At 56.5% G+C, this 26,880-nt stretch carries 22 protein-coding genes and 1 pseudogene; 15 read left to right on the top strand and 8 right to left on the bottom strand.

Annotation, left to right across the window (positions count from 1 at the left end):
* Nucleotides 1-23 precede the first annotated feature (23 nt).
* Nucleotides 24-2,404: pseudogene (locus tag MX657_RS11285) on the top strand (glucose/quinate/shikimate family membrane-bound PQQ-dependent dehydrogenase).
* 90 nt (nt 2,405-2,494) lie between these two features.
* Here MX657_RS11285 and MX657_RS11280 read toward each other — a convergent pair.
* The 3 genes from MX657_RS11280 to MX657_RS11270 all read right to left on the bottom strand — a co-directional run bounded on the left by MX657_RS11280 (nt 2,495) and on the right by MX657_RS11270 (nt 5,772).
* Nucleotides 2,495-4,186 carry a methyl-accepting chemotaxis protein gene (locus MX657_RS11280; protein WP_346808511.1) on the bottom strand — a complete coding sequence of 564 codons (1,692 nt, stop codon included), beginning with the start codon at nt 4,184-4,186 and terminating at the stop codon, nt 2,495-2,497.
* A 160-nt stretch (nt 4,187-4,346) separates the two neighbouring features.
* Complete coding sequence (locus tag MX657_RS11275; RefSeq protein WP_080327145.1) at nt 4,347-5,465, bottom strand: S-(hydroxymethyl)glutathione dehydrogenase/class III alcohol dehydrogenase; 1,119 nt, start codon at nt 5,463-5,465, stop codon at nt 4,347-4,349.
* Nucleotides 5,466-5,496: 31 nt separating this feature from the next.
* Nucleotides 5,497-5,772, bottom strand: a complete 276-nt coding sequence (locus MX657_RS11270) for a metal/formaldehyde-sensitive transcriptional repressor (protein WP_080327146.1) — start codon at nt 5,770-5,772, stop codon at nt 5,497-5,499.
* 586 nt (nt 5,773-6,358) lie between these two features.
* Here MX657_RS11270 and iraM point away from each other — a divergent pair.
* A complete protein-coding gene (gene iraM, locus MX657_RS11265) occupies nt 6,359-6,790 on the top strand; it encodes an anti-adapter protein IraM (protein WP_336431796.1) in 432 nt (143 codons plus the stop codon).
* Between the two features lie 169 nt (nt 6,791-6,959).
* On the opposite strand, the gene MX657_RS11260 is transcribed toward iraM, so the two are convergent.
* Complete coding sequence (locus MX657_RS11260; RefSeq protein WP_346808510.1) at nt 6,960-7,886, bottom strand: LysR family transcriptional regulator; 927 nt, start codon at nt 7,884-7,886, stop codon at nt 6,960-6,962.
* 90 nt (nt 7,887-7,976) lie between these two features.
* On the opposite strand from MX657_RS11260, the gene MX657_RS11255 reads away from it, so the two are divergent.
* From MX657_RS11255 to MX657_RS11235, 5 genes are all read left to right on the top strand, one after another.
* Nucleotides 7,977-8,453: a GNAT family N-acetyltransferase gene (locus MX657_RS11255; RefSeq protein WP_346808509.1), complete on the top strand. Its 477-nt coding sequence runs from the start codon at nt 7,977-7,979 to the stop codon at nt 8,451-8,453.
* A 122-nt stretch (nt 8,454-8,575) separates the two neighbouring features.
* Nucleotides 8,576-9,244: an epoxyqueuosine reductase QueH gene (locus tag MX657_RS11250; RefSeq protein WP_346808508.1), complete on the top strand. Its 669-nt coding sequence runs from the start codon at nt 8,576-8,578 to the stop codon at nt 9,242-9,244.
* A 119-nt stretch (nt 9,245-9,363) separates the two neighbouring features.
* Complete coding sequence (locus MX657_RS11245; RefSeq protein WP_119915592.1) at nt 9,364-9,636, top strand: DUF883 family protein; 273 nt, start codon at nt 9,364-9,366, stop codon at nt 9,634-9,636.
* A gap of 178 nt (nt 9,637-9,814) precedes the next feature.
* A complete protein-coding gene (locus MX657_RS11240) occupies nt 9,815-10,558 on the top strand; it encodes a DeoR/GlpR family DNA-binding transcription regulator (RefSeq protein ID WP_080327151.1) in 744 nt (247 codons plus the stop codon).
* 13 nt (nt 10,559-10,571) lie between these two features.
* Nucleotides 10,572-11,639, top strand: a complete 1,068-nt coding sequence (locus tag MX657_RS11235) for an oxidoreductase (protein WP_218729023.1) — start codon at nt 10,572-10,574, stop codon at nt 11,637-11,639.
* Nucleotides 11,640-11,683: 44 nt separating this feature from the next.
* On the opposite strand, the gene cybB is transcribed toward MX657_RS11235, so the two are convergent.
* A complete protein-coding gene (gene cybB / locus MX657_RS11230) occupies nt 11,684-12,214 on the bottom strand; it encodes a cytochrome b561 (RefSeq protein ID WP_080327153.1) in 531 nt (176 codons plus the stop codon).
* Nucleotides 12,215-12,404: 190 nt separating this feature from the next.
* On the opposite strand from cybB, the gene gap reads away from it, so the two are divergent.
* Entirely contained in the window at nt 12,405-13,406 is a 1,002-nt protein-coding gene (gene gap, locus MX657_RS11225; RefSeq protein WP_346808507.1) for a type I glyceraldehyde-3-phosphate dehydrogenase, read from the top strand.
* A 57-nt stretch (nt 13,407-13,463) separates the two neighbouring features.
* Here gap and MX657_RS11220 read toward each other — a convergent pair whose 3' ends face one another.
* Nucleotides 13,464-14,258 carry a YdcF family protein gene (locus MX657_RS11220; RefSeq protein WP_346808506.1) on the bottom strand — a complete coding sequence of 265 codons (795 nt, stop codon included), beginning with the start codon at nt 14,256-14,258 and terminating at the stop codon, nt 13,464-13,466.
* A gap of 203 nt (nt 14,259-14,461) precedes the next feature.
* Between MX657_RS11220 and MX657_RS11215 the strand changes: the two genes are divergently transcribed.
* From MX657_RS11215 to MX657_RS11200, 4 genes are all read left to right on the top strand, one after another.
* Nucleotides 14,462-16,114 (top strand): MFS transporter, encoded by a 1,653-nt coding sequence (locus MX657_RS11215; protein ID WP_346808505.1) that lies wholly within the window; start codon nt 14,462-14,464, stop codon nt 16,112-16,114.
* 22 nt (nt 16,115-16,136) lie between these two features.
* Nucleotides 16,137-17,219: an HlyD family secretion protein gene (locus tag MX657_RS11210; protein ID WP_218729020.1), complete on the top strand. Its 1,083-nt coding sequence runs from the start codon at nt 16,137-16,139 to the stop codon at nt 17,217-17,219.
* Entirely contained in the window at nt 17,216-18,595 is a 1,380-nt protein-coding gene (locus tag MX657_RS11205; protein ID WP_346808504.1) for an efflux transporter outer membrane subunit, read from the top strand. The genes MX657_RS11210 and MX657_RS11205 overlap by 4 nt, the downstream gene beginning before the upstream one ends.
* A gap of 71 nt (nt 18,596-18,666) precedes the next feature.
* A complete protein-coding gene (locus MX657_RS11200; protein WP_346808503.1) occupies nt 18,667-19,326 on the top strand; it encodes an O-methyltransferase in 660 nt (219 codons plus the stop codon).
* A gap of 81 nt (nt 19,327-19,407) precedes the next feature.
* On the opposite strand, the gene hrpA is transcribed toward MX657_RS11200, so the two are convergent.
* Nucleotides 19,408-23,310 (bottom strand): ATP-dependent RNA helicase HrpA, encoded by a 3,903-nt coding sequence (gene hrpA / locus MX657_RS11195; RefSeq protein ID WP_346808502.1) that lies wholly within the window; start codon nt 23,308-23,310, stop codon nt 19,408-19,410.
* A gap of 205 nt (nt 23,311-23,515) precedes the next feature.
* Here hrpA and azoR point away from each other — a divergent pair, with 205 nt between their 5' ends.
* Nucleotides 23,516-24,121, top strand: a complete 606-nt coding sequence (gene azoR, locus MX657_RS11190; RefSeq protein WP_008502313.1) for an FMN-dependent NADH-azoreductase — start codon at nt 23,516-23,518, stop codon at nt 24,119-24,121.
* Between the two features lie 90 nt (nt 24,122-24,211).
* A complete protein-coding gene (locus tag MX657_RS11185; protein WP_346808501.1) occupies nt 24,212-24,898 on the top strand; it encodes an RluA family pseudouridine synthase in 687 nt (228 codons plus the stop codon).
* 7 nt (nt 24,899-24,905) lie between these two features.
* On the opposite strand, the gene MX657_RS11180 is transcribed toward MX657_RS11185, so the two are convergent.
* Nucleotides 24,906-25,445, bottom strand: a complete 540-nt coding sequence (locus MX657_RS11180) for a DUF2058 domain-containing protein (RefSeq protein WP_028013071.1) — start codon at nt 25,443-25,445, stop codon at nt 24,906-24,908.
* Nucleotides 25,446-25,756: 311 nt separating this feature from the next.
* Between MX657_RS11180 and MX657_RS11175 the strand changes: the two genes are divergently transcribed.
* Nucleotides 25,757-26,872 carry a DUF6883 domain-containing protein gene (locus MX657_RS11175; protein ID WP_346808500.1) on the top strand — a complete coding sequence of 372 codons (1,116 nt, stop codon included), beginning with the start codon at nt 25,757-25,759 and terminating at the stop codon, nt 26,870-26,872.
* The last annotated feature ends 8 nt before the right edge of the window (nt 26,873-26,880 follow it).

Genomic DNA, 26,880 nt, shown 5'->3' with positions numbered 1-26,880 from the left:
AGGGGGATTTACAGGAGACAGAAATGGCATTTGGCAGCGCGCCGCGTGGAATACCTCGTATTCTGCAGTGGCTCCTTGCCGGACTGATGTTGCTCATCGGTCTGGCGGTCGGCGGACTGGGCTTTAAGCTCGCCACCGTAGGCGGAAGTTTTTACTTCGTAATAATGGGCGTGGTGATGGTCATTGCCGCGCTCCTGATTTTCCTCAATCGCAGCAGCGGGATCGTGCTTTATGGCATCGCGTTTATCGCCTCGCTGATCTGGGCGGTAAGCGATGCGGGCTGGGATTTCTGGCCGCTCTTCTCACGCCTCTTTACCTTTGCCGTACTGGCCTTCCTTTGCGCCATCGTCTGGCCTTTCCTGCGCGCGGCAAACCACAACGCCTCGAATAAGGCACCGGCGTTTACCGTTGCGGCCGTTCTGGCGGTGGCGATGCTGGTCAGCCTGGGGTGGATGTTTAAGCCGCAAACCCTGGTGACGGCGAACGAGCCCGTTCCGGTGAAGCCCGTCACACCCGGCGAGCAGCAAAAGAACTGGGAGCACTGGGGCAACACCACCCATGGCGACCGCTTCGCCGCGCTGGATCAAATTAACAAGCAAAACGTCAGCGACCTGAAAGTCGCGTGGGTGGCGCACACCGGGGATATTCCGCAGAGCAATGGCTCCGGTGCGGAAGATCAGAACACGCCATTGCAGGTTGGCGATACGCTGTATGTCTGCACCCCGTACAGTAAAGTGCTGGCGCTGGACGTGGATTCCGGGAAAGAAAAATGGCGTTATGATTCCAAAGCAACGGCGCCTAACTGGCAGCGCTGCCGCGGTCTGGGCTATTTTGAAGATCGCTCCAGCGTGACAACGTCACAGACAGAGACGCAGCCTGCCGCCTGCCCTCGCCGTCTGTTCCTGCCAACCACCGACGCCCGTCTGATTGCCATCAACGCGGATACCGGCAAGGTGTGCGATGACTTCGGCGACCATGGCACCGTGGATCTGAGCATCGGCATGGGCGAGATCAAGCCGGGCTATTATCAGCAGACCTCCACGCCGCTGGTGGCCGGAAACGTCGTTGTCGTCGGCGGTCGCGTTGCGGATAACTTCTCCACCGGCGAGCCGCCGGGCGTGGTGCGCGCATACGACATTCACACCGGTAAGCTTGCCTGGGCGTGGGATCCGGGTAACCCGAACCTCACCGGCCTGCCGCCAGAAGGCCAGACCTACACACGCGGTACGCCGAACGTCTGGTCTGCGATGTCTTACGATGCAAAGCTGAACCTGATCTATCTGCCAACCGGCAACGCCACCCCGGACTTCTGGGCGGGCGAACGTACCGCGCTGGACGATAAATACAGCTCCTCCATCGTCGCCGTGGACGCGACCACCGGTCAGGTGCGCTGGCATTTCCAGACCACCCACCACGACCTGTGGGATTTCGACCTGCCTTCCCAGCCGCTGCTGTACGACCTGCCTGACGGCAAAGGCGGACCACGCCGGTGCTGGTGCAGACAAGCAAGCAGGGCATGATCTTTATGCTTAACCGTGAAACCGGCAAGCCGGTGGCGAAGGTAGAAGAACGTCCTGTCCCGGCGGGTAACGTTGAAGGCGAACGCTACTCCCCGACCCAGCCGTATTCCGTGGGCATGCCGATGATTGGCAACCAGACGCTGACCGAATCCGACATGTGGGGGGCGACGCCTGTTGACCTGCTGCTGTGCCGTATTCAGTTCAAAGAGATGCGCCATCAGGGCGTCTTCACCCCGCCGGGTCTCGACCGTTCCCTGCAGTTCCCCGGCTCGCTCGGCGGGATGAACTGGGGCAGCGTCTCCGTTGACCCGAACAACAGCCTGATGTTCGTCAACGATATGCGCCTGGGGCTGGCAAACTACATGGTGCCGCGCGCTAACGTGGCGAAAAACGCCAGCGGCATCGAGATGGGCATTGTCCCGATGGACGGTACTCCGTTCGGCGCGATGCGCGAACGCTTCCTGTCGCCGCTGGGTATTCCGTGCCAGAAGCCGCCGTTCGGGACCATGTCGGCCGTTGACCTGAAAACCGGCAAGCTGGTGTGGCAGGTTCCGGTGGGTACCGTGGAAGATACCGGTCCGCTGGGCATTCGCATGCACATGCCGATCCCAATCGGGATGCCGACGCTGGGCGCGTCGCTCTCAACCCAGTCCGGCCTGCTGTTCTTCGCCGGCACCCAGGATTTCTACCTGCGCGCGTTTGATACCGCCACCGGGAAAGAGATCTGGAAGGACCGTCTGCCGGTCGGCAGCCAGTCCGGCCCGATGACCTACGTTTCGCCGAAAACCGGTAAACAGTACATCATCATTAACGCGGGCGGTGCGCGCCAGTCACCGGATCGCGGTGATTACGTTATCGCGTATGCGTTACCCGATAAGCAGTAACGGATGAAAAAAGGGACCGAAAGGTCCCTTTTTTGTAGGCCAGCTTTGGTAGGTCGGGTAAGCGAAGCGCCACCCGACACGGCTGGCGACTCAGAACGTCTCCCAGTTATCCCCCGAAACCGTCACCGCCGGACGCAGCGGCGTGCTCATTGCCACTGGCGCAGACGCTACCACGCGGCCAGTCTTCGTGCCGTTCAGACGAAACGCGCCAACCGCCTCGGTCAATCGTGCGCCCTGTTCTTCCAGCGACGCCGCCGCCGCGGAGGCCTCTTCCACCAGCGAGGCGTTCTGCTGCGTCACTTTATCCATCTCAGAAATGGCCTGGCTGACCTGCACGATACCGCGGCTCTGCTCGTCAGACGCGGCGGCGATCTCCAGCATGATGTCAGTGACGCGCTTCACCGCTTCGACGATTTCATTCATGGTGTTGCCTGCGGCAACGACCTCACCGGAACCCTGGTCAATCAGAGAGACCGATTCATTGATCAGGCTTTCGATCTCTTTTGCGGCGTTGGCGCTGCGGCTTGCAAGAGTTCGGACTTCGCTGGCCACCACGGCGAACCCGCGTCCCTGCTCGCCCGCGCGCGCCGCTTCTACCGCCGCGTTAAGCGCCAGGATATTGGTCTGGAAGGCGATGCTGTTGATCACCGCGGTAATCTCAGAGATTTTCTTCGAACTGCTTGAGATGTTGCCCATGGTTTTCACCACGCCGGAGACCATCTGGCCGCCGCGGCTGGCTTTCCCGGAGGCATCTTCCGCCAGCTTGCTGGCATGATGCGCGTTATCGGCGTTCTGTTTCACCGTCGCGGTCAGCTGCTCCATGCTGGCGGCCGTCTGCTCAATGGCCGCGGCCTGCTGCTCGGTGCGCGAAGAGAGATCGGTGTTACCGGCGGAAATTTCGCTGGTTCCACGGTAGATCTCTTCTGCCCCCTGACGCACGGTACCAACGGTGGTCTCCAGAGAGTGCTGCATGGTTTGCAGGTCACGCGTCAGTCGGCCAATTTCGCTGCGGCTCGTCGCATCGTCAGGCATCGTTAAATCGCCCTTAGCGATATTCTCGATGCGGGTGGCGGCACGCTGGAGCGGATTAATGACCGTCCGGCGCAGCACAATAAAGGTCAGCGCCGTCAGCACCAGCGCCAGCGCAAACGCGCCTACCATAAACATCAGGCCCAACTGCGTGCGGCTGTGCGCCTGCGCCGTCAGGGCATTCGCGCGGTCGGTGCGGATCTTAATCGCTTTCAGCAATACCGCATTATAGGCGTCATCCAACGGGCGCGCGGTTTCGTTTTCGTGATTGATGATGGCCTCGAACATGCCGTTTTTGGCAAATTTGACCATCGGCTGCAGCCCCGCAATATAGGCGTCATAGCGTGCTTTCAGGTCCGCATCCAGCGCTTCGTCCGCAGCGCTGCGCACGGGACGCTTCATATAGGCGGTAAAGCTATCCTGAGACTGCTTAATACGCGTTTCTGCCTCGCGGATGTTCTGCTTCATGGCATCCATCTCCGCGATACGGCTTGCCGCCCCGGCGTGGATCATATTGATACGCGCGGTGCGCAGATGGTTTGAACTGTTGGACAGCCCCATACGCACCTGAATTTCTGATGTGACATCCTGCTGATCGGTATCTGCCTGCAGCAGGAAGTACCCCGCCAGACCTGAGCTCAAGGCAAACAGCAGAATAATGCCACCGAGAATGGAGGAAAACAGCGGAACCAGCCTGATGTGATGCAGGAAGCTCAGCTTGCGCTGCGCCTGCATCGAAGTAGTGTTGTCCATGACCGTCGACTCTCTTATAGGTAAGATGCGTAAAAACACGCCTGTTAGATAGTCATCGGCACGGTTGAGATTTAAATTACGGCTAAAAACGCCGCACTGGTCACACTTTAGTAAAGATTATTAAAGAAATGCCAGCGGCGAAAAACCGCTGGCAGAAGAGTTACTTGTCGCCGAAATGAATGACGGTACGGATGGATTTTCCTTCGTGCATCAGATCGAACGCTTCGTTGATCTGCTCCAGCGGTAAACGGTGGGTAATAAACGGATCGAGCTGAATCTTTCCAACCATCGCATCTTCAACCATGCCCGGAAGCTGGGTACGCCCCTTCACGCCGCCAAACGCAGAACCGCGCCAGACGCGCCCGGTCACCAGCTGGAATGGACGGGTTTTGATCTCCTGACCCGCCCCGGCCACGCCGATGATGATGCTCTCGCCCCAGCCTTTATGGCAGCATTCCAGCGCGGAACGCATTACGTTGACGTTGCCGATACATTCAAAGCTGAAGTCCACGCCGCCGTCGGTCATCTCAACGATGACGTCCTGAATCGGTTTTTCGTGATCTTTCGGGTTCACGAAATCGGTCGCGCCCATTTCGCCCGCCAGCTTGAATTTCTCCGGGTTAGTATCGACCGCGATGATACGACCGGCCTTCGCCTGTACCGCGCCCTGAATCACCGCCAGGCCGATGCCGCCGAGACCGAACACCGCCACGGTGTCGCCTTCTTTGACTTTGGCCGTGTTATGCACCGCGCCAATGCCGGTGGTCACGCCGCAGCCGAGCAGGCAGACTTTATCCAGCGGTGCCTGCGGGTTCACCTTCGCCAGCGAAATCTCCGCGCAAACGGTGTATTCGCTGAAGGTGCTGGTGCCCATGTAGTGATAGATTGGCTCACCGTTGTAGGAGAAACGGGTGGTGCCGTCCGGCATCAGGCCCTTGCCCTGAGTGGCGCGCACGGCCTGGCAAAGATTAGTTTTGCCGGATTTACAGAACTTACACTCACCGCATTCTGCGGTGTACAGCGGGATAACGTGATCGCCCGGCTTCAGGCTGGTCACGCCCTCGCCCACTTCCACCACAACGCCACCGCCTTCATGACCCAGCACCGCCGGGAAGACGCCTTCCGGGTCATCACCGGAAAGCGTAAACGCATCGGTATGACACACGCCGGTATGGGTAATTTTGATCAGCACCTCGCCTTTTTTCGGCGGTGCGACGTCGATTTCGACGATTTTCAGCGGCTGGCCGGGGCCAAATGCAACAGCTGCGCGAGATTTCATCATGTCTTCCCTTTTTGTCAGGTGTGTGGGTTTATTTTAGATAAGAGCGCAGCAAATGGCCGACTTCCGCCATGCGTACGGCTCGCTGATCCGGCGTGGTCTCTCCCGCCACCAGCTCATCTTTGAGGTGAATTTCAACCATTTCGCCCATCAGGCCATTGGCAGCCCCGCGCACGGCGGCAATTTGCTGCAGGATGGCCAGACAAGGCTCGCCCGACTCCAGCGCGCGCTCAAGGGCATCAACCTGGCCCCGAATGCGGCGGACGCGGGTAAGAATACGTTTTTTATCTTCGGGTGAATGCGGCATACGCCCTCCTGATACTATAGGGGGGTATGGTACCTGTTTAAGCAACCTGATGTAAACAGTCGTTCTGGATACGCATCAGCCTGAAGGTATTTGCCTATACAGCACAGTTTGATTCGGATAGCGATGCGTTGACGGTAAGAATCCTAACCAGGCTCTGGAAGAGCATAATCATACATAAGGCATTCTGAATAATTTCTCTTTGAAATGCTGGCATCTGCATTCGAATTCAGCCCTTTTCTATGGCTAACCCACGAAAAAGCGGCTGTAGTACCCTTTATTCGGTGAATCAATAAGCAGCATTGATAATAATTCAAAAAACTTTCTAAACTTTAAACCTGGTAACATATTGAAGTGAAATTATTTCCGTTATGACTAAATTTTGTTTAATAATAAACCCCTCTCAGGAATGTTATTTTTTGCGTTCAGAATCTGTAAACGGTCAAAATCAAACCGCTCCTCTTTTCATGTTTAATAGATAATTCATAACAATTATCAAAACCATGTTCCGCAAATCATTGTTATATATAGATAAAAAGCAGGACACTTTAAAATAACGATCAATATCAATGAGTTACAGCATTGATCGATGTCTCATCACGTGCTAAACCTAAATCCAGGTAAAAATATCTTATGGATGGAGAAAAGCATGATGTCGTGGCGAGTATTAAGTTCTGTCATTTGTCCTAACACAGGCGTCGTTTATTCGCACATAGTGGGTTTAAAATTATTAAGATTAATAATTTGGTACGAGAGTGACATCTATCTTTTGCCCGGAGACAGAATACATGCAGCAAAAAATGGAATTTTTGTAAATGGCGTATTTAACCAAATAACCCTTTATAACGTCTCGCCATACAATGAGAACCTGTGGCACGAAATAAAAAACAAAATGGCCTGTCCTTTTAATAAAGAACCGGATTCAGAAGACTGCTCATATGCTGAGCATTGCAATGCGCGCAAATGCCCGCACGGATTTGAGACAACGCCTTTGATAATAAGAGTTCCCCGCAATAGCTAATCATTTAATGAATTAACTTTTTGATCCGCTGTCCCCCTCATTACAGGGACCGCATGCTTAACATATATTTTACTGAGATACCCACTGAAACCTATCAGTTACGGTCCCCGCGCGCCTGTCGATTGCTTGCGGCAGCGCGGGGCATCACTCAGATAGCCTATGTCATTAATCAATTTTCCCCCTGCTGCGCCAGCACCTGCAGCGCTTCTTTAAGCCAGCGGGTTGCGCCCCGCTGACCGCTGCGCTTATGCGAGTAAATTTTCACTTCAAAAGGTTGTATCGAAAACGGTAAAGGAAAAATCCTCAGTTCCGCTGCCGCAATCAGTTTCTCTGCGGCATAACGAGGAATCGCCATCAGCAGGTCGCTTTCCGCAACGATAAACGGCGCGCTGAGCATCGACGGCGTTTTGATCGCGATTTGGCGGGTATAGCCCAGCTGCTCAAGCCGCACGTCAAGAACGCCCTGCTTCTCATTCCACGGCGTCACCACCAGGTGTCGGGCAGCGAGGTAATCCTTCAGCGTCAACCGTGTCCGACGCGCGTTGCTGATGACCACATACTCATCTTTAAACCAGTCGATCTCTTCCAGTTCCGGATGACGGATATCATCCTGGGTGCTGAACCCCAGCGCGAGATCCACTTCGCCCGCCAGCAGTTCCGTCAGCGCCGGGCTGTGCGGCAGATAGCGCAATTCGAAACGCAACCCAGGGGCAGCAAGCTGCAGTTTGTGCATCAGCGCTGGGAAAATGCACAGCACGGTAAAGTCCGTAATTCCAATTTGTAAGCTTTCAGTATTGCTGGCCGCGTCAAACTCCGGCTGCGGGGTCAACTCATGATTCAGAAACGACAGTGCGGAAGCAATGGAAGGCGCAAGCTGAGCGGCATACACGCTGGGGGACATACGATGCCCTTCCCGAAAAAAGAGCGGATCGTTGAGGGTCGTGCGCAAACGCGACAACGCATGGCTCAGTGCTGAAGTGCTCATGGCCAGCTCGTCGGCTGCCAGGCGAACCGAACGGTGGCGGTAAATGGCGTCAAAAACGGGCAGCAGGTTTAAATCAAGACGTTTCAGCGCCGGATGCATAATATTCATCATTTGTTGATTTCATTGCACTTAATTCTTCGGACAATACTCCGTATGCTTGACGCCATCAATCGAAACAGATGCAAAAAAACAGGAAAAACAATGAGCATAACCCTTCGTCAGGCCCGTCCCGAAGATGCCGCAGCCATTTACGCCATGATCTATGAGCTGGCGGTATATGAAAAAGCACCGGATGAGGTGGTAACCACGCCGGAAGAGATCCGGGAAACCCTCTTTGGGGCGGGCAGTAAAACCGAGGCGTTGATCGCGGAATTTGAAGGCAAGATCGTCGGCTATGCCGTGTTCTTCACCAGCTATTCGACCTGGCTTGGACGCAACGGGATTTATATGGAAGACCTGTACATTTCCCCGGCGTATCGCGGTAAAGGCGCGGGCAGAGCGCTGCTGAAACATATCGCACAGCTCGCGGTAAAACGGCAGTGTGGCCGCCTTGAATGGAGCGTGCTGGACTGGAACCAGCCCGCCATTGATTTTTACCTGAGCATCGGCGCGCTGCCGCAGTCCGAATGGGTACGCTACCGTCTTGACAGCGAAGCGCTGCTCAAATTTGCCGAATAGCGGCGCCGCTCAGCGCGAGGATCCCGACCAGGCGGGATCTTCCGTTCCCATCAGTACAGTCTGAAGAGACTGATAACTTGTGCTACAATTCCATAAATTTCATTAACATATTGTAGAACAACATGAGTACAACTCCCTTCATCCGCCCGCAACTCACCCTGCCGAACTGCGCTGATAAACTTCTGCTGCACTCCTGCTGCGCCCCCTGCTCCGGTGAAGTCATGGAAGCGATTCAGGCTTCGGGCATTGATTACACCATTTTCTTCTATAACCCCAACATCCATCCGCAAAAGGAATACCTCATCCGTAAGGAGGAAAACATTCGTTTTGCCGAAAAACACGGCGTGCCGTTTGTCGATGCCGACTACGACACCGATAACTGGTTTGAACGCGCGAAAGGCATGGAGTGGGAACCCGAGCGCGGCGTCCGCTGCACCATGTGCTTTGACATGCGGTTCGAGCGCACCGCGCTTTATGCGGCAGAGAATGGTTTTAGCGTTATCAGCAGCTCGCTGGGGATCTCCCGCTGGAAGAATATGCAGCAGATCAATGACTGCGGCCAGCGTGCAGCGGCCCACTATCCGGGCATGGTCTACTGGGACTATAACTGGCGCAAACAGGGCGGCTCCTCACGCATGATTGAGATCAGCAAGCGGGAACAGTTTTACCAGCAGGAGTATTGCGGCTGTGTATATTCCCTGCGGGACAGTAACCTGCACCGTAAATCTCAGGGCCGTCCGCTTATCCGGATCGGCAAGCTCTATTACGGCCAGGATGAGAAGGAGAAATAACGCGCTCCTGACATGGAGATATATCTGAAAACAGGCGTATTTGCCCCGTAATTTAGCGTTTCGCCTCTCATCTTTCCCGAGAGAGGCTATCCTTTATGTATCTACAAAAGGAGGCCAAAATGTCTGATTTCGATACTGATAAAAACACGCAATTTGCTGAAGACAAAGCAAAAAATAAATTTGATGAACTTGCAGGTTCAGCGCAGCAGCAGTTTGGTGAATTCGTTGATTCACCAAAACATCAGGTTAAAGGTGCAGCTAAAAAATATGCTGCTCAGGCCAGCGATGCCGTTTCTGATGTGACGGAAGCGGTCAGAAATAATCCACTAACCGGGCTGATTGCCGCCGGCGCGGTGGGTATTGTTCTCGGTCTGCTGCTGGGACGTAAATAATTTCAGCCCTTCGGGGCTTTATTTTCCCTCTCCATTCATTCCGATATTTCCTTAATATCACCGAAATCATTCCCCATCTGATTCATCCTCCTGCATCTTGCCCCTGTCAGCCCTCTTCCCTCTGCGTCAAAATGCTGTATTATGCAAACTATTGCGACATTTTGCAGGATTGCTGCCCATGCACAAAACCGCGCGTCAACGCTATGTTCTTGACCTCCTCAGTGAGCAAGGCCAGGCCAGCATCACCGACCTGGCAGACAAGCTGCAGGTGTCAGCGGATACCATCCGTCGGGATCTCACCGACCTGGAAAACCAGGGCCTGGCGCAGAAGAACCACGGTGGGGCTATCGCGCTGAATCTTTCCGCCATGAATCGTCATAACCGCAACACGCTCCTGCCGGAAACCAAACAGCGTTTAGGTAAGCAGGTCGCGCAGGCGATTCCATCCGGTTCCACCCTGTTTCTGGATGCCGGCAGCACGGTGATGGCCGTCGCCACTTTTCTTCAGGGACCTCACACCGTGATCACCACTTCGCTGGATATCGCCCAGCATTTTAGTGACCGCGAAGATATTGAGCTGATCCTGCTCGGCGGAAAATGGGACCCGAAGCAGCGCCTGTTTGCCGGAAGCGCCACATTGTCGCTGCTGTCCCGCTACCGGGCAGACATCGCCATTCTTGGGGCCTGCGCCATTCATGCCGAACTCGGTTTGAGTGCCGGTAAAGAAGCGGATGCCGAGGTTAAGCGCGCGATGCTGGCGGCAAGCCATGCGCACTGGATCGTCGCCGATCATCTGAAAGTTAACCGCTGCGAACCGTATCTGGTTTCCGGGTTATCTGACATTCAACAACTCTTTTTAGATCGTCCCTGGCCTGAGCTTGGGGACCATAGCGCATTGCAGGTCACGGTGTGCGCGCAATAACGTGGAGAAGGTCATGAGTACAGTTAAAACAATTAACATTGCGCTGATCGGGTATGGTTTTGTTGGTAAAACCTTCCATGCCCCGCTGATCCAGTCCGTGGATGGGCTTAAGCTGGCGGTGGTCTCTTCTCGTGATGAAGAGAAGGTCAAACGCGATCTGCCGGACGTTCTGGTGGTAGCCACGCCGGAAGAAGCCATTCAACACCCTGATATCGACCTGGTGGTGATTGCTTCCCCTAACGCCACGCACGCGCCGCTGGCGACGCTGGCCCTGAACTCAGGTAAGCATGTCGTCGTGGATAAGCCCTTTACCCTCGACATGCAGGAGGCCCGCGACCTGATTACGCTGGCGGATGAAAAGCAGCTTCTGCTTTCCGTCTTTCACAACCGCCGCTGGGACAGCGATTTCCTCGGCATTAAACAGATTATTGAGCAAGGCACGCTCGGCAAGGTTAAGCACCTGGAGTCGCATATTGACCGCTTCCGCCCGGAAGTCCGCGTGCGCTGGCGCGAGCAGAACGTGCCCGGCAGCGGCCTGTGGTTTGACCTTGGTCCGCACCTGATTGACCAGACGCTTCAGATCTTTGGCCTGCCGCAGTCGGTTCAGGGCAATATCGCGACGCTGCGCGACGGCGCAGAGGTGAATGACTGGGCGCACGTGGTCCTCAATTACCCGGAACATAAGGTGGTTCTGCACGCCAGCATGCTGGTGGCTGGCGGTACGGCACGCTTTACCGTCCACGGAGACAAAGGGAGCGTGGTGAAAGCCAGAATCGATCAGCAGGAGGCGCAACTGCTTGCTGGCGTGATCCCCGGCAGTGAAGCCTGGGGTGAAGACGACGACAGCATGGTGTTCTTTGGCGCTAACGGCGAACCGCAGACGATAACGACACCGAAGGGCGATCAGCGCCAGTATTACATCAACGTACGTGATGCGTTGCTCGGGAAAATCACCAATCCCGTTCACCCTGTCGAGGCGCTAGCGGTCATGGCCGTGCTGGAAGCGGCGGTGAAATCGTCGGATACGGGTGCGACGCAGACGCTGGCGTTAACGGCTGAGGAGCATGCTCTGCTGGGTTAAAAAACAAGCCGGGTGGCGCTGCTCCACCCGGCAAGCGTTATAGACTACTGACGCTTTTTCGGCATCATGCGCAGGAGGGTGTTATCTTTCCAGAAATAGTGATGCATCAGCGCCGCCGCCGCGTGCAGGCCAATCACAAAATAGCCCAGGTTCGCCAGCGTCTCGTGCCACTCTTTCAGCACATCCACCAGGTCAAAATTCCCCTCCGCCGCGTGCGGCATCAGCATCCCGAAGGCAAACCAGTCGTTTCCGCGGTTATACATCATCACAATGCCAATCAGCGGCAGCGCAATAAAAAGCAGATAAACGATCAAATGCCCAAGGTGGGACATACCGGTGATCATCGCTTTGGGTTTCGGCTGAATAGGTGGAGCGGGAAACTTCAGGCGGATCAGCAATCGCGCCACCATCAACACCAGAACCGAGATGCCGCAGGAGACGTGGATCATGTTGATAAGCGGGCGGTCGGTACGCGGGAAAAAGCCTCTGAACTCCATCGCGCAGTAGGCGACGACGATTAACAAAAAAACCAGCCAGTGAATCGCGATCTGCAGGCTTGTATATTTAGTGCGCATGGGATTTCCTGAAAAAAAACAGTTACCGCGCCAACATAATCTCCTTTCCTTAAAAATTCATTAACTTTTCTGTATGGTTTTTCAATTACTTCCTCCCGTATGAAGCATCTTCAATTGCCGCCCTTCCCGTGATGGTCTAAGCCTGGATGAGTTCAAACGGTCGTATCGACACATTTACCAGGAGAATGCTATGAGTAAAATTGGTATTAACGGATTTGGACGCATTGGACGCCTTGTACTGCGCCGCCTTCTTGAAACCCAGGACAGCAACACCGTTGTCGCCATCAACGATCTCACCTCCCCGAAAGTCCTGGCCTACCTGCTCAGGCATGATTCCAACTACGGTGGCTTCCCGTGGAGCGTGGATTTCACCGAGGATGCGCTGATTGTGGACGGTAAAACCATTGCGGTGTACGCCGAAAAAGAGGCGAAGCATATACCGTGGAAAGCCGCTGGCGTGGATATCGTCGTGGAGTGCACCGGCTTTTATACCTCAGATGAGAAATCGCGGGCGCACCTCGATGCCGGCGCGAAGAAGGTGCTGATCTCAGCGCCGGCGGGCGACATGAAGACCATCGTCTATAGCGTGAATGACGACACCATTGACGCCGCAGATACCATTATCTCCGTCGCGTCCTGCACCACCAACTGCCTCGCCCCGCTGGCAAAAGCCCTGAACGACGCGTTTGAAATTAAAGTGGGCACCATGACCACCATTCATGCCTATACCGGCACCCAGGCGCTGGTAGATGGCCCGCGCGGGAAAGATCTCCGCGCCTCGCGAGCGGCGGCAGAAAATATTATTCCGCATACCACCGGTGCGGCAAAAGCTATCGGGCTGGTGATCCCGGCGCTCAGCGGTAAGCTCAAAGGCCACGCGCAGCGCGTGCCGGTTAAAACCGGCTCCGTGACCGAACTGGTCGCGATTCTGGGCAAGAAAGTGACCGTCGAGGAGATCAACGCCGCGCTGAAAAAGGCGACCCAGGGGAATAAATCGTTCGGGTATACCGATGACGAGATTGTCTCTTCAGATGTGATTGGCTCGCATTATGGCTCGGTATTTGACGCCACCCAGACCGAGGTGTCTGAAGCGGGCGAGCTACAGCTTGTGAAAGCCGTCGCGTGGTATGACAACGAGTACGGTTTCGTTACCCAACTGGTGCGCACGCTGGATAAGTTTGCGGCGCTGTGATTTCCCCCCCCCTCACCCTAACCCTCTCCCCAAAGGGGCGAGGGGATTGTTCCGTGCTCAGATGATTTTACGTGCGCTCTTCAGGACAGGATCCTGCTGTAGCTGTTTCCACGCGGCAGTCACCGCCTCCGGAAAGGCAACGTGAGCGATATAATCACGCCCGGCCGGGCCATAGCCGTTAACGTCATCATACAGCCGCGGCAGCTCACCCAGAACCAGTGAAAGGTAGCGCTCAACGGGCCACAGCCCGGCGTTGCCCCCGATAAATTCCATGCACTCTTTGCCGTTTTGCAGCATCGGCGTAAACCCGGGATGGCTTATCCACTGCGGTGAGGCGGGCTCATCGCGGCACACGCGGGCAAAGGTCGCCATCGTGCGGCGCTGCATCGTCGGGTCCTGCACCACCAGCATGCGTCCACCAGTCTGCTGGTGCTGTTTCAGCATGTTCCAGCTAAAACGCGCGTTTTCACCGCAGTTGGTGGATCCGTCTTCAATCCACAGGCGCGCCTCGGGGATCTGCCAGAACTCCCGCGCAATGTCGGCAAGAATACGCGCTTCCGATCGCCCGTCGACCGGTACGGTGTGATATCGCGGGTGATGGCGGATAGCCTCATATAAAAACGTGGTCGAATGGCCAATGCCGCCGCTAATCAGCAGCGGCACCTCTTTCAGCGCGGCAATACGGCAGGCGGCGTCGATGGTCGGGATCACCGCGTTTCCTGCCAGAATTACCGCGTCAATATCCGGGAGCTGCCAGCTGCCGCTCAGGTCGTCCTGCGCCAGCCATTCACCGACAGTATTGATGGCCGCCAGCGTGGCATCCGGCAGGATGGGGAAATGGGTCTGATCCATGGTGAACTCCTCCTCTCTGTCCCTTCAGGGTAGCGGCTTCAGTTTCTCAACACAACGGCGACCTCGGGCCGCTCTTTTTCCTTAAACTTTTCCCTCAACATTTGATTAACATACATAAATCATATTCACTTGAATTATCTTTTGCGGCAGACGTAGAATCCCCAGCCTGCTAATTATTCCACTTTTCTAAGGTAACCGACGTTATGCGCCTGCCCGAACGCGACCCTTATGCTCCTCGCGAGTGGCAGCCACATGAGAAACCCGCCCTGCTGGGTTCGCCCTCCACACCCGAACATAGTACGCCAAAACGCATTGCCTACGGTGTGGTTGGCCTGCTGGTGTGCCTGACGGGGGCGCTGGGTAATGCGGTGGTGACCGCCAACCTGCAAAACCTGCAGGGAACCTTCGGGGTCTGGTCGACTGAAATCGCCTGGCTGCCCGCGGTCTACGTCATGACCAACATCTCCATCAACCTGCTGCTGGTCAAGTTCCGCCAGCAGTACGGACTGCGCGCCTTCACCGAAGGTTTTCTGGTGCTGTACGTGCTGGTCACGTTTTTCCACCTGTTCGTTAACGACCTCAGCTCCGCGCTGATGGTGCGCGCCGCGCACGGGATGGTGGCCGCCGCGCTCAGTTCCCTGGGGATTTACTACCAGATCCAGGCCTGGCCTGCGAAGCACCGCCTGAAGGCGCTCACCATCGGGATTACCGGGTCGTCGCTCGCCATTCCGCTGGCGCGCCTGTTTTCCACCGAACTTCTCCAGCTGGACGAGTGGCGCGGGCTCTATTTCTTTGAACTGGGGCTGGCGCTGATCTCCCTGGCCTGCGTAATCGCCTTAAAGCTGCCGCCGGGTGACCGACGCAAGGTCTTTGAGAAGAAAGACTTTATCACCTTCTTTTTACTGGCCCCCGGGATGGCCCTGGTCTGCGCCGTGCTCTCGTTAGGCCGTCTTGACTGGTGGTTCGAGGCGCCGTGGATCGGCTGGTCGCTGGCGCTATCGCTGGTGCTGATTGTTTCCGCCATCGTGTTTGAACATAACCGCGCCAACCCGCTGCTGAACACCCGCTGGCTGTCGAGCGGCAGCATCGTCCGTCTGGGGCTCATTATGCTGCTGATCCGTATCGTGCTGGCAGAGCAAAACACCGGCGTCATCGGCTGGCTGCAGTATGTTGGGTTACAGAATGAGCAGATGACCCACCTGGCGTGGTCCATTTTCGCCGGGATCGTCTGCGGGATCGTCACCAGCTGTCTCACGATTAAGCCTACCAAACTGGCGTGGCCAATCATCACCTCTCTGGCGCTGATGATTGTGGCCTCGCTGCTGGACAGCCAGTCCAATAACCTGACCCGTCCTGATCAGCTGATGGTCAGCCAGTTCCTGCTGGGCTTTGGCAGCGCCTTCTTCCTGGCGCCAGCCATGCTGGCCGCCATTGGCGGGGTGATTGCCGACCCGCGCAACCTCGTCAGCTTCTCAGTGATGTTTGGCATGAGCCAGAACCTTGGCGGCCTGCTGGGTTCCGCGATCCTCGGCACCTTCCAGACCTGGCGCGAGAAATACTACTCCAGCCTGCTCGCAGACCAGCTCACCACGCTCAACCCGCTGGTCAACGAGCGGATTCAGCTTTATACCCAGATGTATAAAAGCCTGATTGGCGACAGTTCGCTGCTGGGAACGCAGGCGATAACGCAGCTGCAAACGGTCACCACGCTGGAGGCGAATATCCTGGCTTACAACGATACTTATCTGCTGACGGCGAGCATTGCAGCCGCCACGCTGGTCTGGATTTTATGGCGCTTGCTGCGCCTGCGCATCACTGCCCGTATGGCGCTGAAGAACGCCACCGGCAACAAATAATTGTAATATTTCTGGAGAATGTATGAGTCAGCAGGATGCCGCCAAAGAGCAGGCCAACACCCGCAAAAATGTGCGCATTGTTTCCGTTTTCACCGCCGCCGCCATCGGTATTGTCGGCGTGCTGGTGATCCTCTACGCGTGGCAGCTACCGCCGTTCACCCGCCACGCACAGTTTACCGACAACGCCTACGTGCGCGGTCAGACGACGTTTATCAGCCCTCAGGTGAATGGCTATATCACCGAGGTGAAGGTTCAGGACTTTGTGCAGGTTAAAAAAGGCGACCTGCTGCTGCAGATTGATGACCGTATTTATCGTCAGCGCGTCCATCAGGCCGAGGCGCAGCTGGCGATGAAAATTGCCGCCCTCAATAACAACCTGCAGCAGCGTAAAAGTGCCGAAGCGACCATCGCCAAAAATGAAGCCGCGCTGAAAAATGCCCGCGCCCAGAGCCTGAAAACCCAGGCGGATTTAAAGCGCGTGAAGGATCTGACGGCTGACGGTTCGCTCTCCATTCGCGAACGCGATGCCGCGCTGGCCAGTGCGGCCCAGGGCAGCGCGGATATCGATCAGGCGAAAGCCACGCTTGAGATGTCGCGTCAGGATCTGCAGACGGTGATTGTGAACCGCGGGGCGCTGGAGGCGGACGTCGAAAACGCCAAAGCGGCGCTGGAGCTGGCGCAGATTGACCTGCAAAACACCCGCATTATCGCCCCGCGCGACGGCCAGCTGGGCCAGATCGCCGTGCGTCTTGGCGCGTATGTCACCGCCGGAACACATCTGACAACGCTGGTTCCGCCGCAACACTGGGTGATCGCCAATATCAAAGAGACCCAGCTGGCGGAGCTGCGCGTCGGTCAGCCGGTGAAATTCACCGTCGATGCCCTGAACGACAAAGCGTATCAGGGCCGCGTAGAGAGCATCTCCCCGGCTACCGGCGTTGAGTTCAGCGCCATCACGCCGGACAACGCCACCGGGAACTTTGTCAAAATCGCCCAGCGTATTCCGGTGCGCATCGAGGTGCTCGGCAAGCCTGAAGAGTCTGCGCTGCTGCGCCCGGGCATGTCGGTGCAGGTGACGATTGATACGCGGGAGGCGAAGCCATGACCCTCCGCCCGATAGCCGCGCTGGTGCTGGCGGTAACGCTGGCCGGATGCCAGTCCGTCGACGTAAAACCGGCGCAGCCGACGCTGCACATCCCTGCGCAGTGGCGCGCCGATTCCGGTCCTGCCAGCCCGACGGAACAGCTCTGGTGGCGCAATTTCCATGACAACAATCTTAACCGGTATGTGGATCGGGCGCTGAAGAACAACAGTGATGTGCTGATCGCCCGCGAGCGGATAAACGAGTATCAAGCGCGGGTCTTTGCCGCCGACGGCAGCCTGTTTCCGTCGCTTGACGCGGGCGTAACCGGAACGCGCGCCCGTTCGCAATCTGCCGCCACCGGGCTACCGGTCTACGGCACGCTGTACAGAGGTAGCCTGACGGCGAGCTATGACGTTGATCTCTGGGGCGTCAACCGCAGTACGGCCAATGCCGCGGAGGCCTCGCTGGAAGCGCAAAAAGCCGCTGCCGCCGCCGCAGATTTGACGGTCGCGTCGTCCGTTGCATCCGGGTATGTCACCCTGCTCTCGCTTGACGAGCAGCTGCGGGTGACCGAATCGACGCTGAAAGCGCGTGAAGAGGCATTTAACCTTGCGAAACGCCAGTTTGAGACGGGCTACAGCTCGCGCCTGGAGCTGATGCAGTCGGATTCCGAACTGCGCTCAACGCGAGCGCAGGTGCCGGTGCTGCAGCATCAGATTGCGCAGCAGGAGAACGCCCTGAGCCTGCTGCTGGGAAGCAACCCCGGCGCGGTGGTGCGCAGCAAAAGTTTTGAAACGTTGACGCCGCTCACCCTGCCGTCGCAGCTACCCTCCACGCTCCTGAACCGTCGGCCGGATATCGTTCAGGCTGAACGACAGCTGGTTGCGGCTGACGCCTCGCTTGCCGCGTCACACGCCAGCCTGCTGCCGTCGATCAACCTGACCGCAACCGGATCGATACAGGATCGCACCCTTTCCGGCCTGCTGGACAACCCGCTTCAGCTCTGGAGCGCAGGCGGCAGCATTCTCGCCCCGCTGCTGAACCGCCAGGCGCTGAATGCGCAGGTGGATATTTCCCAGTCCCAGCGTAACCAGGCGCTGTATGCGTATGAAAAAACCGTGCGTAACGCGTTTGCCGAAGTGAACAACAGCCTTGACGCTATTACGCGCTATCAGGAACAGCTGACGGAGCTGCTTGCCCAGCAGGATGTGGCGCAGGAGACGCTGCGCATTGCGCAGAACCGCTATGGCAACGGCTACTCCTCCTATCTTGACGTGCTGGACGCGCAGCGCACACTGTTCTCGGTGCAAACCAGCGTTGTGCAGGTGAAAAATAACCTGCTGCTGGCGCAGATTGATTTGTATAAGGCGCTGGGCGGGGGCTGGGTCAGTGCCTGAAAACCTGCCCGGTGGCGCTTCGCTTACCGGGCGTACATTTCGCATCCGGTAATCCCACAAGGAGTCAATCTATGCAACAACAATGGTCTGCAGTAGATAATTACATGATTTCTTCGCTTATCCCTGAGGATGAGGTTCTTGAGAAGGTTCTTGAAAACAACAAACGCGCCGGGTTACCTGAACACGATGTTGCCGCCAATCAGGGGCAACTGCTGGCGCTGTTCGTGCGCATGACGCAGGCAAGACGCATTCTTGAGATCGGGACGCTGGGTGCCTATAGCTCAATCTGGATGGCGCGCGCCCTGCCGCCGGACGGAAAGCTGATTACGCTTGAGGCTGACCCGACGCATGCCGATGTTGCCCGCCAGAATATTCGCCTCGCGGGGCTAAGCGATCGTATTGAATTAATAGAAGGCCCGGCGCTGAAGTCGCTGGAGAATTTCGGCGACGTTCTGCCGTTTGACCTGATCTTTATTGATGCCGATAAGCCGAACAATCCCGGCTATCTGGAGTGGTCGCTGCACTACTCCCGCCCCGGCACGGTAATTATCGGCGATAACGTGGTGCGTGACGGCGAGGTCATTAACGGGGAAAGCGACGACGCGCGCGTGCTGGGCGTGCGGCGTTTTATTGAGATGATGGGGGATAACCCGCGCTTAACCGCCACCGCGCTGCAAACGGTGGGGATTAAGGGATGGGATGGGTTTACGCTGGCGATTGTAGAACAATAACCAGCCGGGTGGCGGCTACGCCTTACCCGGCCTACCAGTTCTCCCGTAGGCCCGGGAAGCGCAGCGCCACCGGGCAAGGGTTTAACCGGAAATCTGCTCCATCGCCTGCAAAATACGCTTATCCGAAATCGGATACGGCGTACCGAGCTGCTGGGCAAAGAAGCTGACGCGCAGCTCCTCAATCATCCAGCGGATCGCCTGCACGTCTTCATCGTCGCGGCGCGCCGGAGGCAGCTTGTTTAACCACTGCTGCCACGCCTGCTGCACGCTCTCCACTTTCAGCATCTGCGCGCGATCGCGGTGCGGATCGATGGCCATTTTCTCCAGCCGTTTTTCAATTGCCTGCAGATAACGCAGCGTATCGCCGAGACGGTTGAAGCCATTGCCGGTGACAAAGCCGCGGTAGACCAGCCCTGCCATCTGCGCCTTCACGTCCGACAGCCCCAGCGCCATGGTCATATCCACGCGCCCCTTCAGGCGCTTGTTGATATTGAACACGGCGGTGAGGATCTGCTCGACCTGTTTGGCTATCTCCACCACGGTGTCGTTCAGCTCCGCGCGCACCTTTTCATGCAGCTGAGCAAAGCCCTCTTCCGTCCAGACCGGGCCGCCCGCCTCGTGGATCAGCTTGTCGACGCCGCATGAGATGCAGTCGTCAATCAGATCCAGTACCTTGCCGTACGGGTTAAAGTAGAGCCCCAGCTTGGCTTTGTTCGGCAGCTTCTCGTGCAGATACTTGATCGGCGACGGGATGTTGAGCAGCAGCAGGCGACGCAACCCGCGCCACATCATCTGCTGCTGTTCCTGCGGGTTATCAAACAGTTTGATCGCCACGCTGTCGCGCTCGTCCACCAGCGCGGGCCAGGCTTTAACCTTATAGTTGCCGCGCTTCTGCTCATAGCTTTCCGGAAGCTGACCAAAGCTCCAGATATGCAGCCCGCTCTGCTCAATGCCGTCGTCCGCCACCGCAGAGAGCGTCTCCTGGACTTTACCTTTCAGCGCCTCTTTCAGCTCCGTCAGAGAACGGCCTTCCTGCAGCTTTTTGTTTTTGTCGTCCACCACGCGGAAGCTGATTTTCAGGTGATCGGGCACCTGATCCCAGTTCCAGTCTTCGCGGTCAATGGTGGTGCCGGTCATGCGGCGAAACTCACGCTCAAGCGCGTCCAGCAGCGGCATCTCCAGCGGCGTGACGCGGCCTAAAAATGCTTCCGCATAGTTTGGCGCAGGCACAAAGTTTCGGCGCACCGGTTTCGGCAGGGATTTGATCAGTGCAATCACCAGCTCGCGGCGCAGGCCGGGAATTTGCCACTCGAACCCGCTCTCCTCCACCTGGTTCAGCAGCGGCAGCGGAATGTGGACGGTCACGCCGTCCGCGTCCGTGCCCGGCTCAAACTGATAGGTCAAACGCAGCTTGAGGTTGCCCTGATGCCAGAAGTTCGGGTAGTCAAGCTTGCTGACCGACTCCGCCCCTTCCTTAATCAGCATGCTCTTTTCAAAGTTGAGCAGGTCCGGCGTCTCTTTGCTGGCCTTTTTCCACCAGCTGTCGAAATGGCGCGCCGAGATCACATCGTGACTGATGCGCTGATCGTAAAACTCAAACAGCGTCTCGTCGTCCACCAGAATGTCGCGGCGGCGGGATTTGTGCTCAAGCTCTTCCACTTCGGCGCGCAGCTTCAGGTTTTCGCGGAAGAAGGCGTGACGCGTCTGCCAGTCCCCCTCTACCAGCGCGTGGCGGATAAACAGCTCGCGGCTGAGCGCCGGGTCAATCTGGCTATAGTTGACCTTACGCGCGGCGACCACCGGCAGGCCGTAAACGGTCACCTTCTCGGTCGCCATCACCGCGCCCTGCGCGCGCTCCCAGTGTGGTTCACTGTACGAGCGTTTCAGCAGGTGCTGAGCCACCGGCTCGACCCATTCCGGATCGATGCGCGCGGCAATGCGCCCCCACAGGCGGCTGGTTTCCACCAGCTCGGCGACCATGGTCCACTTCGGCGGCTTCCTGAACAGGCCGGAACCCGGGAAGATGGAGAAACGGGCGTTGCGCGCGCCGGTATATTCCTGCTTATCCGCATCCTTCATCCCGATATGGGACAGCAGGCCGGTCAGCAGCGCGATATGAATTTCGCGGTACTCCGCCGGTTCGCTGTTCACCGGAATGCCCAGCTCTTTCACCACCTGGCGCAGCTGGGTGTAGATATCCTGCCACTCGCGCACGCGCAGGTAGTTGAGGAAATCCACGCGGCACTGGCGGCGGAACTGGTTCGAAGAGAGCGCTTTCTGCTGCTCGCCGAGGTAGTTCCACAGATTCACAAAGGCCAGGAAATCAGACTCTTTATCGTGGAAGCGGCGGTGCTTTTCGTCCGACACCTGCTGTTTGTCCATCGGGCGCTCGCGCGGATCCTGAATGGAGAGCGCCGAGGTGATGATCATCGCCTCGCGCACGCAGCCGTGCTTTTGCGCTTCCAGCACCATACGGGCCAGACGCGGATCGACCGGCAGCTGGCTGAGCTGGCGGCCCAGCGGCGTCAGCTTGTAAGCCGTCGCCTGCTCGTCGGTGGTGATGGCGCCAAGCTCTTCCAGCAGGCGCACGCCGTCCTGAATGTTGCGTTTGTCCGGCGCTTCAACGAACGGGAATGCCGCGATGTCGCCCAGCCCCAGCGCGGTCATCTGCAGGATAACGGACGCCAGGTTGGTGCGCAGAATTTCCGGGTCGGTAAATTCCGGGCGCGACAGGAAATCATCTTCGGAATAGAGACGAATACAGATCCCTTCCGACACGCGGCCGCAGCGGCCTTTACGCTGGTTAGCAGAAGCCTGAGAGACCGGCTCAATCGGCAGGCGCTGAACCTTGGTGCGGTAGCTGTAGCGGCTGATGCGCGCCGTACCCGGGTCGATCACGTATTTGATGCCTGGCACGGTCAGCGAGGTCTCGGCCACGTTGGTGGCCAGCACGATGCGGCGTCCGCCGTGCGGCTGGAACACGCGGTTTTGCTCGCTGTTCGACAGGCGCGCGTAGAGCGGCAGGATCTCGGTGTGGCGCAGGTCGCGCTTGCTGAGCGCATCGGCGGTGTCGCGAATTTCGCGCTCGCCGCTCAGGAAGATCAGAATGTCGCCCGCGCTTTCGTTGCCCAGCTCGTCGACGGCGTCGAAAATGGCCTGAAGCTGATCGCGCTCGGTATCATCCGCCTCTTCTACAATCGGGCGATAGCGCACTTCAACCGGATACGTGCGGCCTGACACCTCGATTATCGGCGCATTGTTGAAATGCTTTGAGAAGCGCTCCGGGTCGATGGTCGCGGAGGTGATGATGATTTTCAGATCCGGACGACGCGGCAGCAGCTCTTTCAGGTAACCGAGCAGGAAGTCGATGTTCAGGCTGCGCTCGTGCGCTTCATCGATAATGATGGTGTCGTACTGCATCAGCAGGCGATCCTGCTGGATTTCCGCCAGCAGAATACCGTCGGTCATCAGCTTGACCATGGTGTTATCGCTGACGTGGTCGCTGAATCGCACCTTATAACCGATGCAGCCGCCCGGCTCCGTTTGCAGCTCTTCCGCGATACGGTTCGCCACGGTGCGCGCGGCCAGACGACGCGGCTGGGTGTGGCCAATCAGCCCTTTCACCCCGCGCCCCAGCTCCATACAGATCTTCGGCAGCTGGGTGGTTTTCCCCGACCCGGTTTCCCCCGCGACAATCACCACCTGGTGGTCGCGGACGGCCTCAAGGATATCCTGTTTTTTCTGGCTGACGGGGAGGTTTTCCGGGTAGGTAATCGCCGGGCGCGCGGCTTCGCGCAGCACAACCTTCCCAGCCGCCTGTTCAATCTCTTTCGCCATCTCCTGGTAAATGGCCTGTTGTGCATCAGGATTTTTAACCTTCTTCACCCCGTGCAGACGGCGCGCAAAGCGCTGTTTATCGCGCAGCATCAGTGAATCCAGCTGTTGCAGGAGCATCGGGAAGGTTAATTTTTGTTGTTCTGTCATAGCGTTAACGGGCAGTGCACTGCCGGATAAAATCTCTTTTTAATGATTGATATAGAGTACCACATCCGGGCTTTTAGCGCCTTATTCAAAAAATTCGAACATAGACTTCGATATATTGCGCTATCCCTGTGGCAGGATTGTGAATAAAGTGTCAACAAGCAACGGGGCAACCCCCTTCAATCAAATGCAAAAACAGGAATCACCCATGAGCAAAGTATTAGTTTTGAAATCCAGTATTCTGGCAGGGTACTCTCAGTCTGGTCAGCTGTCTGATTACTTCGTTGAACAGTGGCGTGAACAGCATTCTGCGGATGAAATCACCGTGCGTGACCTGGCGGCAAACCCGATTCCTGTGCTGGATGGCGAGCTGGTTGGCGCGCTGCGTCCGAGCGATGCGCCGCTGTCTCCGCGTCAGCAGGAAGCCCTGGCCCTGTCCGACGAGCTGATTGCTGAGCTGCAGGCGCACGACGTTATCGTGATTAACGCCCCGATGTACAACTTCAACATCCCTACCCAGCTGAAGAATTACTTCGACCTGGTGGCGCGTGCTGGCGTAACCTTCCGTTACACCGAGAACGGCCCGGAAGGTCTGGTGAAAGGCAAGCGTGCCATCGTTCTGACCAGCCGTGGCGGTATCCATAAAGATACCCCAACTGACCTGGTTGCGCCGTACCTGAGCCTGTTCCTGGGCTTCATCGGCATCACTGACGTGAACTTCGTGTTCGCGGAAGGCATCGCTTACGGTCCTGAAGTGGCGACCAAAGCGCAGACCGACGCGAAAGCCGCCATCGACAGCCTGGTAGCCGCATAAAATTTCCCCCTCGCACCGCCCGGTGGGAGGGTTTTTCTTTTCCCCTGCATTTCGTTATCATCCGCTCCCACTCTCCAGCCGGGCGGCCTGATGTCTGCGATTATTGATTCTTTTATTGCCCCACCGTGTCACGACGACATTGAGATCCTCTGGCAGGATGAACATCTGCTGCTGATTAATAAGCCTTCCGGCCTGCTCAGCCTCTCGGGCAAAAACCCGCAAAACCTCGATTCCGTCCACTATCGTCTGGTCCAGACATTCCCCGGCTGCACGCTGGTACACCGTCTGGATTTCGGCACCTCCGGGCTGATGGTGGTTGCGCGCAATAAGGCCATCAACGCGGCGCTCTGTCAGCAGTTCAGCCAGCGCAGCGTGGAGAAAGGCTACAGCGCCCTGCTTTGCGGGCATCTGGAAAACGATGAGGGAATAATAGACGCGCCCATTGCCAAAGACCCGGCGCTGTTTCCGCTGATGTCGATCTGCACCATTAACGGTAAACCCGCCCGATCCCGCTATCGGGTGGTGGAACGTTTTTATCAGGGGACGGGCGTGCCGTTAACGCGGGTGGTACTTACGCCGGAAACCGGGCGAACCCATCAGCTCCGCATCCACTGCCAGCAGCTGGGGCACCCTATTCTGGGCTGCGATTTGTATGGCGGTCTTGAATGGCCAGGCGTCGAAACGACGCCCCGGCTGATGCTGCATGCCAGCGAGTTGAATTTTATTCATCCCGTGAGCGGAGAGCCGGTTAACGCCCGTCACGCCGCCCCGTTCTGAATGCGTTTTACCACATCAAATCGTCAGGGATTTTGAAGTCCGCGTACGGATCGTCTTCGTCCTGCTCTTCCTGGCTAAGCGCGCTGTTAAGAACAATGCTGTCGGCATCACGCTGGGCAATTTTATCGGCCACCACCGCCGGGATAATCGCGTACTCACAGTCACCGTTTGCATTCAGCACCAGGCGCGCAATCGCCAGACGGCCGTTGATCAGCTGAGTTTGCGTCTGCTTGTCGACCTCGATTTTTTTGATCAGATTACCGTCGGTGAAGTTAAAGGTGATGTTGCCCTTCGCCACGGTGATGCGGTTCATCTCGATCAGCTGCTTCACCTGGGCTTTAAACTCTTTTGCGAGCACGGCCTGCTTTTGCTGCTCGCTCAGCAGCTTGTCACGCTCGATCTGCGCTTTCTTGTTCTCTTCTACCGCTTCACGCGCCTCACGCGCCTGAACGCGCGATTTCTTTGCCGTGCGCTGCACTTTCGCCGCTTTCTTACTGCTGACTAAGCCCGCTTTCAGCATCTGCTCTTGTAAGGTGAGTTTTGTCATGATCGTTTCTAAACCGGTTGGAAATTTTGGGGATTATAGCGGGAATTGCGGAGCGTGTGCCAGAGAAGTAGGCGCACCGTTTTGTTCGCTGAGTCAGGCTCATTATTCATACAGTATCTACTCTCGTTAATGCATGAAGAGTGGTTAAAAATTGCCAGGTCATTTTCTTAAAAAAAAAGAGCTGTTCGTGAATATGATGTGGATTGAATAATTGTTATCGCTTCAGCCGTATGCTGTTTTTTATTATTAAGAGTATGAAGAAAAAATATGCCCTTAAAAGGAAGAATGATGCTTAACGATAAGGATTCCGCATGTTCCGACTCTACCGGTCACATGATTTAACACGGCAATTAAACCCTGAAGATTTTCAATACATTCTCACGCCAGCAGGTTCGCTGAAAGAGGCGTGTATACATTATGATCTGTCTTATGAAGCAAACGGTCATAGCCTCTCTTTTGGTCTTCCCAAAAGAAAATACAGCATATCTCCACATCAAAAACCATATGAACGACGGCAATGCAGCTACGCAGATCCCATTTATGATCAAGTAGAACGCGAACTTCAAATTGGCTGGCTTGTTGGAGTAGATACCTCCAGGCGCTGGAGCAGCGACAGGAATCCATTTTACATCGACGACAACGGCGATCTGATGTTTACCCTTACAGCCTCATCCTGGCATTCATGGTATAAGGACGAAATCATGAGTGCCTACCGGCACGTTATTGCCGATCGACAAGGCAGGAAGCCTGCTCCCACTCAACGGATGCATTATGATTATTACGGACCAACAACAGCACCATCGGGGAAAACGCTGAATAGTAAAGCTGTGGGCCGACTGCTCGCTGCTTGTGGTGTGTATAACGGCAATATTGAGGGTTTTCATAAAACCGCGCAACAGCTTGGTGGGCATGCTTCAGCCGGTTACGATCAAATCATGAACAATAAAGGGTTAATCATTACGGGCGCCTCCGTTGTGGCAGGATTAACAATGAGCAGGTTGAGCCCTTTAAGCGAAATAGTTGAAATATCGGGTCTCAGTAAAATACCCGCGCTAGAAAGTCCATATGTAAAAGGTTTCACATCTGAGAGCGGTACGTTGCTGAACGCTGAACACGCCATTATCGATCCGAAAAAAATCGCGGCTTATGCTTTAGATTCAACGCATCCTACAGGTGGGCACAAAGCCAGGGTGTTTGAGTCAGCGCTGGGATACAACCCAACTAATGCAGATGTTTTAGCCGCAAGAATTCAGGAAGGCGTATTATCGGCCCCGGCCAAAGTATTGCAGGTAAATAATTATGGCCAAACAATGGCTGTCGACGTGCCCATTTTAGGCGTCAACGGTGAAACAGCAATCGTGCGTACAGGCTGGATGTATGAAACAGATGCGCTAGTTCCTCGTCTGACAACCATATTCGTTAAATGAGAAAACAA

Source organism: Enterobacter chuandaensis (assembly GCF_039718975.1).
GTDB classification, from domain to species: Bacteria; Pseudomonadota; Gammaproteobacteria; order Enterobacterales; family Enterobacteriaceae; genus Enterobacter; species Enterobacter chuandaensis.
Note: the sequence above shows the minus strand (reverse complement) of the source record. Positions and strands in the feature narration are given on the sequence as shown.

Bases quoted from the DNA above. Each gene is read 5' to 3' on its own strand.
- MX657_RS11175 (WP_346808500.1), top strand. From the start codon at position 25,757: ATGTTCCGACTCTACCGGTCACATGATTTAACACGGCAATTAAACCCT.
- MX657_RS11205 (WP_346808504.1), top strand. From the start codon at position 17,216: ATGACCCTCCGCCCGATAGCCGCGCTGGTGCTGGCGGTAACGCTGGCC.
- MX657_RS11255 (WP_346808509.1), top strand. From the start codon at position 7,977: ATGAGCATAACCCTTCGTCAGGCCCGTCCCGAAGATGCCGCAGCCATT.
- cybB (WP_080327153.1), bottom strand. From the start codon at position 12,214: ATGCGCACTAAATATACAAGCCTGCAGATCGCGATTCACTGGCTGGTT.
- MX657_RS11185 (WP_346808501.1), top strand. From the start codon at position 24,212: ATGTCTGCGATTATTGATTCTTTTATTGCCCCACCGTGTCACGACGAC.
- MX657_RS11220 (WP_346808506.1), bottom strand. From the start codon at position 14,258: ATGGATCAGACCCATTTCCCCATCCTGCCGGATGCCACGCTGGCGGCC.
- MX657_RS11215 (WP_346808505.1), top strand. From the start codon at position 14,462: ATGCGCCTGCCCGAACGCGACCCTTATGCTCCTCGCGAGTGGCAGCCA.
- MX657_RS11280 (WP_346808511.1), bottom strand. From the start codon at position 4,186: ATGGACAACACTACTTCGATGCAGGCGCAGCGCAAGCTGAGCTTCCTG.
- MX657_RS11270 (WP_080327146.1), bottom strand. From the start codon at position 5,772: ATGCCGCATTCACCCGAAGATAAAAAACGTATTCTTACCCGCGTCCGC.
- MX657_RS11260 (WP_346808510.1), bottom strand. From the start codon at position 7,886: ATGATGAATATTATGCATCCGGCGCTGAAACGTCTTGATTTAAACCTG.
- MX657_RS11200 (WP_346808503.1), top strand. From the start codon at position 18,667: ATGCAACAACAATGGTCTGCAGTAGATAATTACATGATTTCTTCGCTT.
- gap (WP_346808507.1), top strand. From the start codon at position 12,405: ATGAGTAAAATTGGTATTAACGGATTTGGACGCATTGGACGCCTTGTA.
- MX657_RS11275 (WP_080327145.1), bottom strand. From the start codon at position 5,465: ATGAAATCTCGCGCAGCTGTTGCATTTGGCCCCGGCCAGCCGCTGAAA.
- MX657_RS11235 (WP_218729023.1), top strand. From the start codon at position 10,572: ATGAGTACAGTTAAAACAATTAACATTGCGCTGATCGGGTATGGTTTT.
- azoR (WP_008502313.1), top strand. From the start codon at position 23,516: ATGAGCAAAGTATTAGTTTTGAAATCCAGTATTCTGGCAGGGTACTCT.
- MX657_RS11245 (WP_119915592.1), top strand. From the start codon at position 9,364: ATGTCTGATTTCGATACTGATAAAAACACGCAATTTGCTGAAGACAAA.
- hrpA (WP_346808502.1), bottom strand. From the start codon at position 23,310: ATGACAGAACAACAAAAATTAACCTTCCCGATGCTCCTGCAACAGCTG.
- iraM (WP_336431796.1), top strand. From the start codon at position 6,359: ATGTCTCATCACGTGCTAAACCTAAATCCAGGTAAAAATATCTTATGG.
- MX657_RS11180 (WP_028013071.1), bottom strand. From the start codon at position 25,445: ATGACAAAACTCACCTTACAAGAGCAGATGCTGAAAGCGGGCTTAGTC.
- MX657_RS11250 (WP_346808508.1), top strand. From the start codon at position 8,576: ATGAGTACAACTCCCTTCATCCGCCCGCAACTCACCCTGCCGAACTGC.
- MX657_RS11210 (WP_218729020.1), top strand. From the start codon at position 16,137: ATGAGTCAGCAGGATGCCGCCAAAGAGCAGGCCAACACCCGCAAAAAT.
- MX657_RS11240 (WP_080327151.1), top strand. From the start codon at position 9,815: ATGCACAAAACCGCGCGTCAACGCTATGTTCTTGACCTCCTCAGTGAG.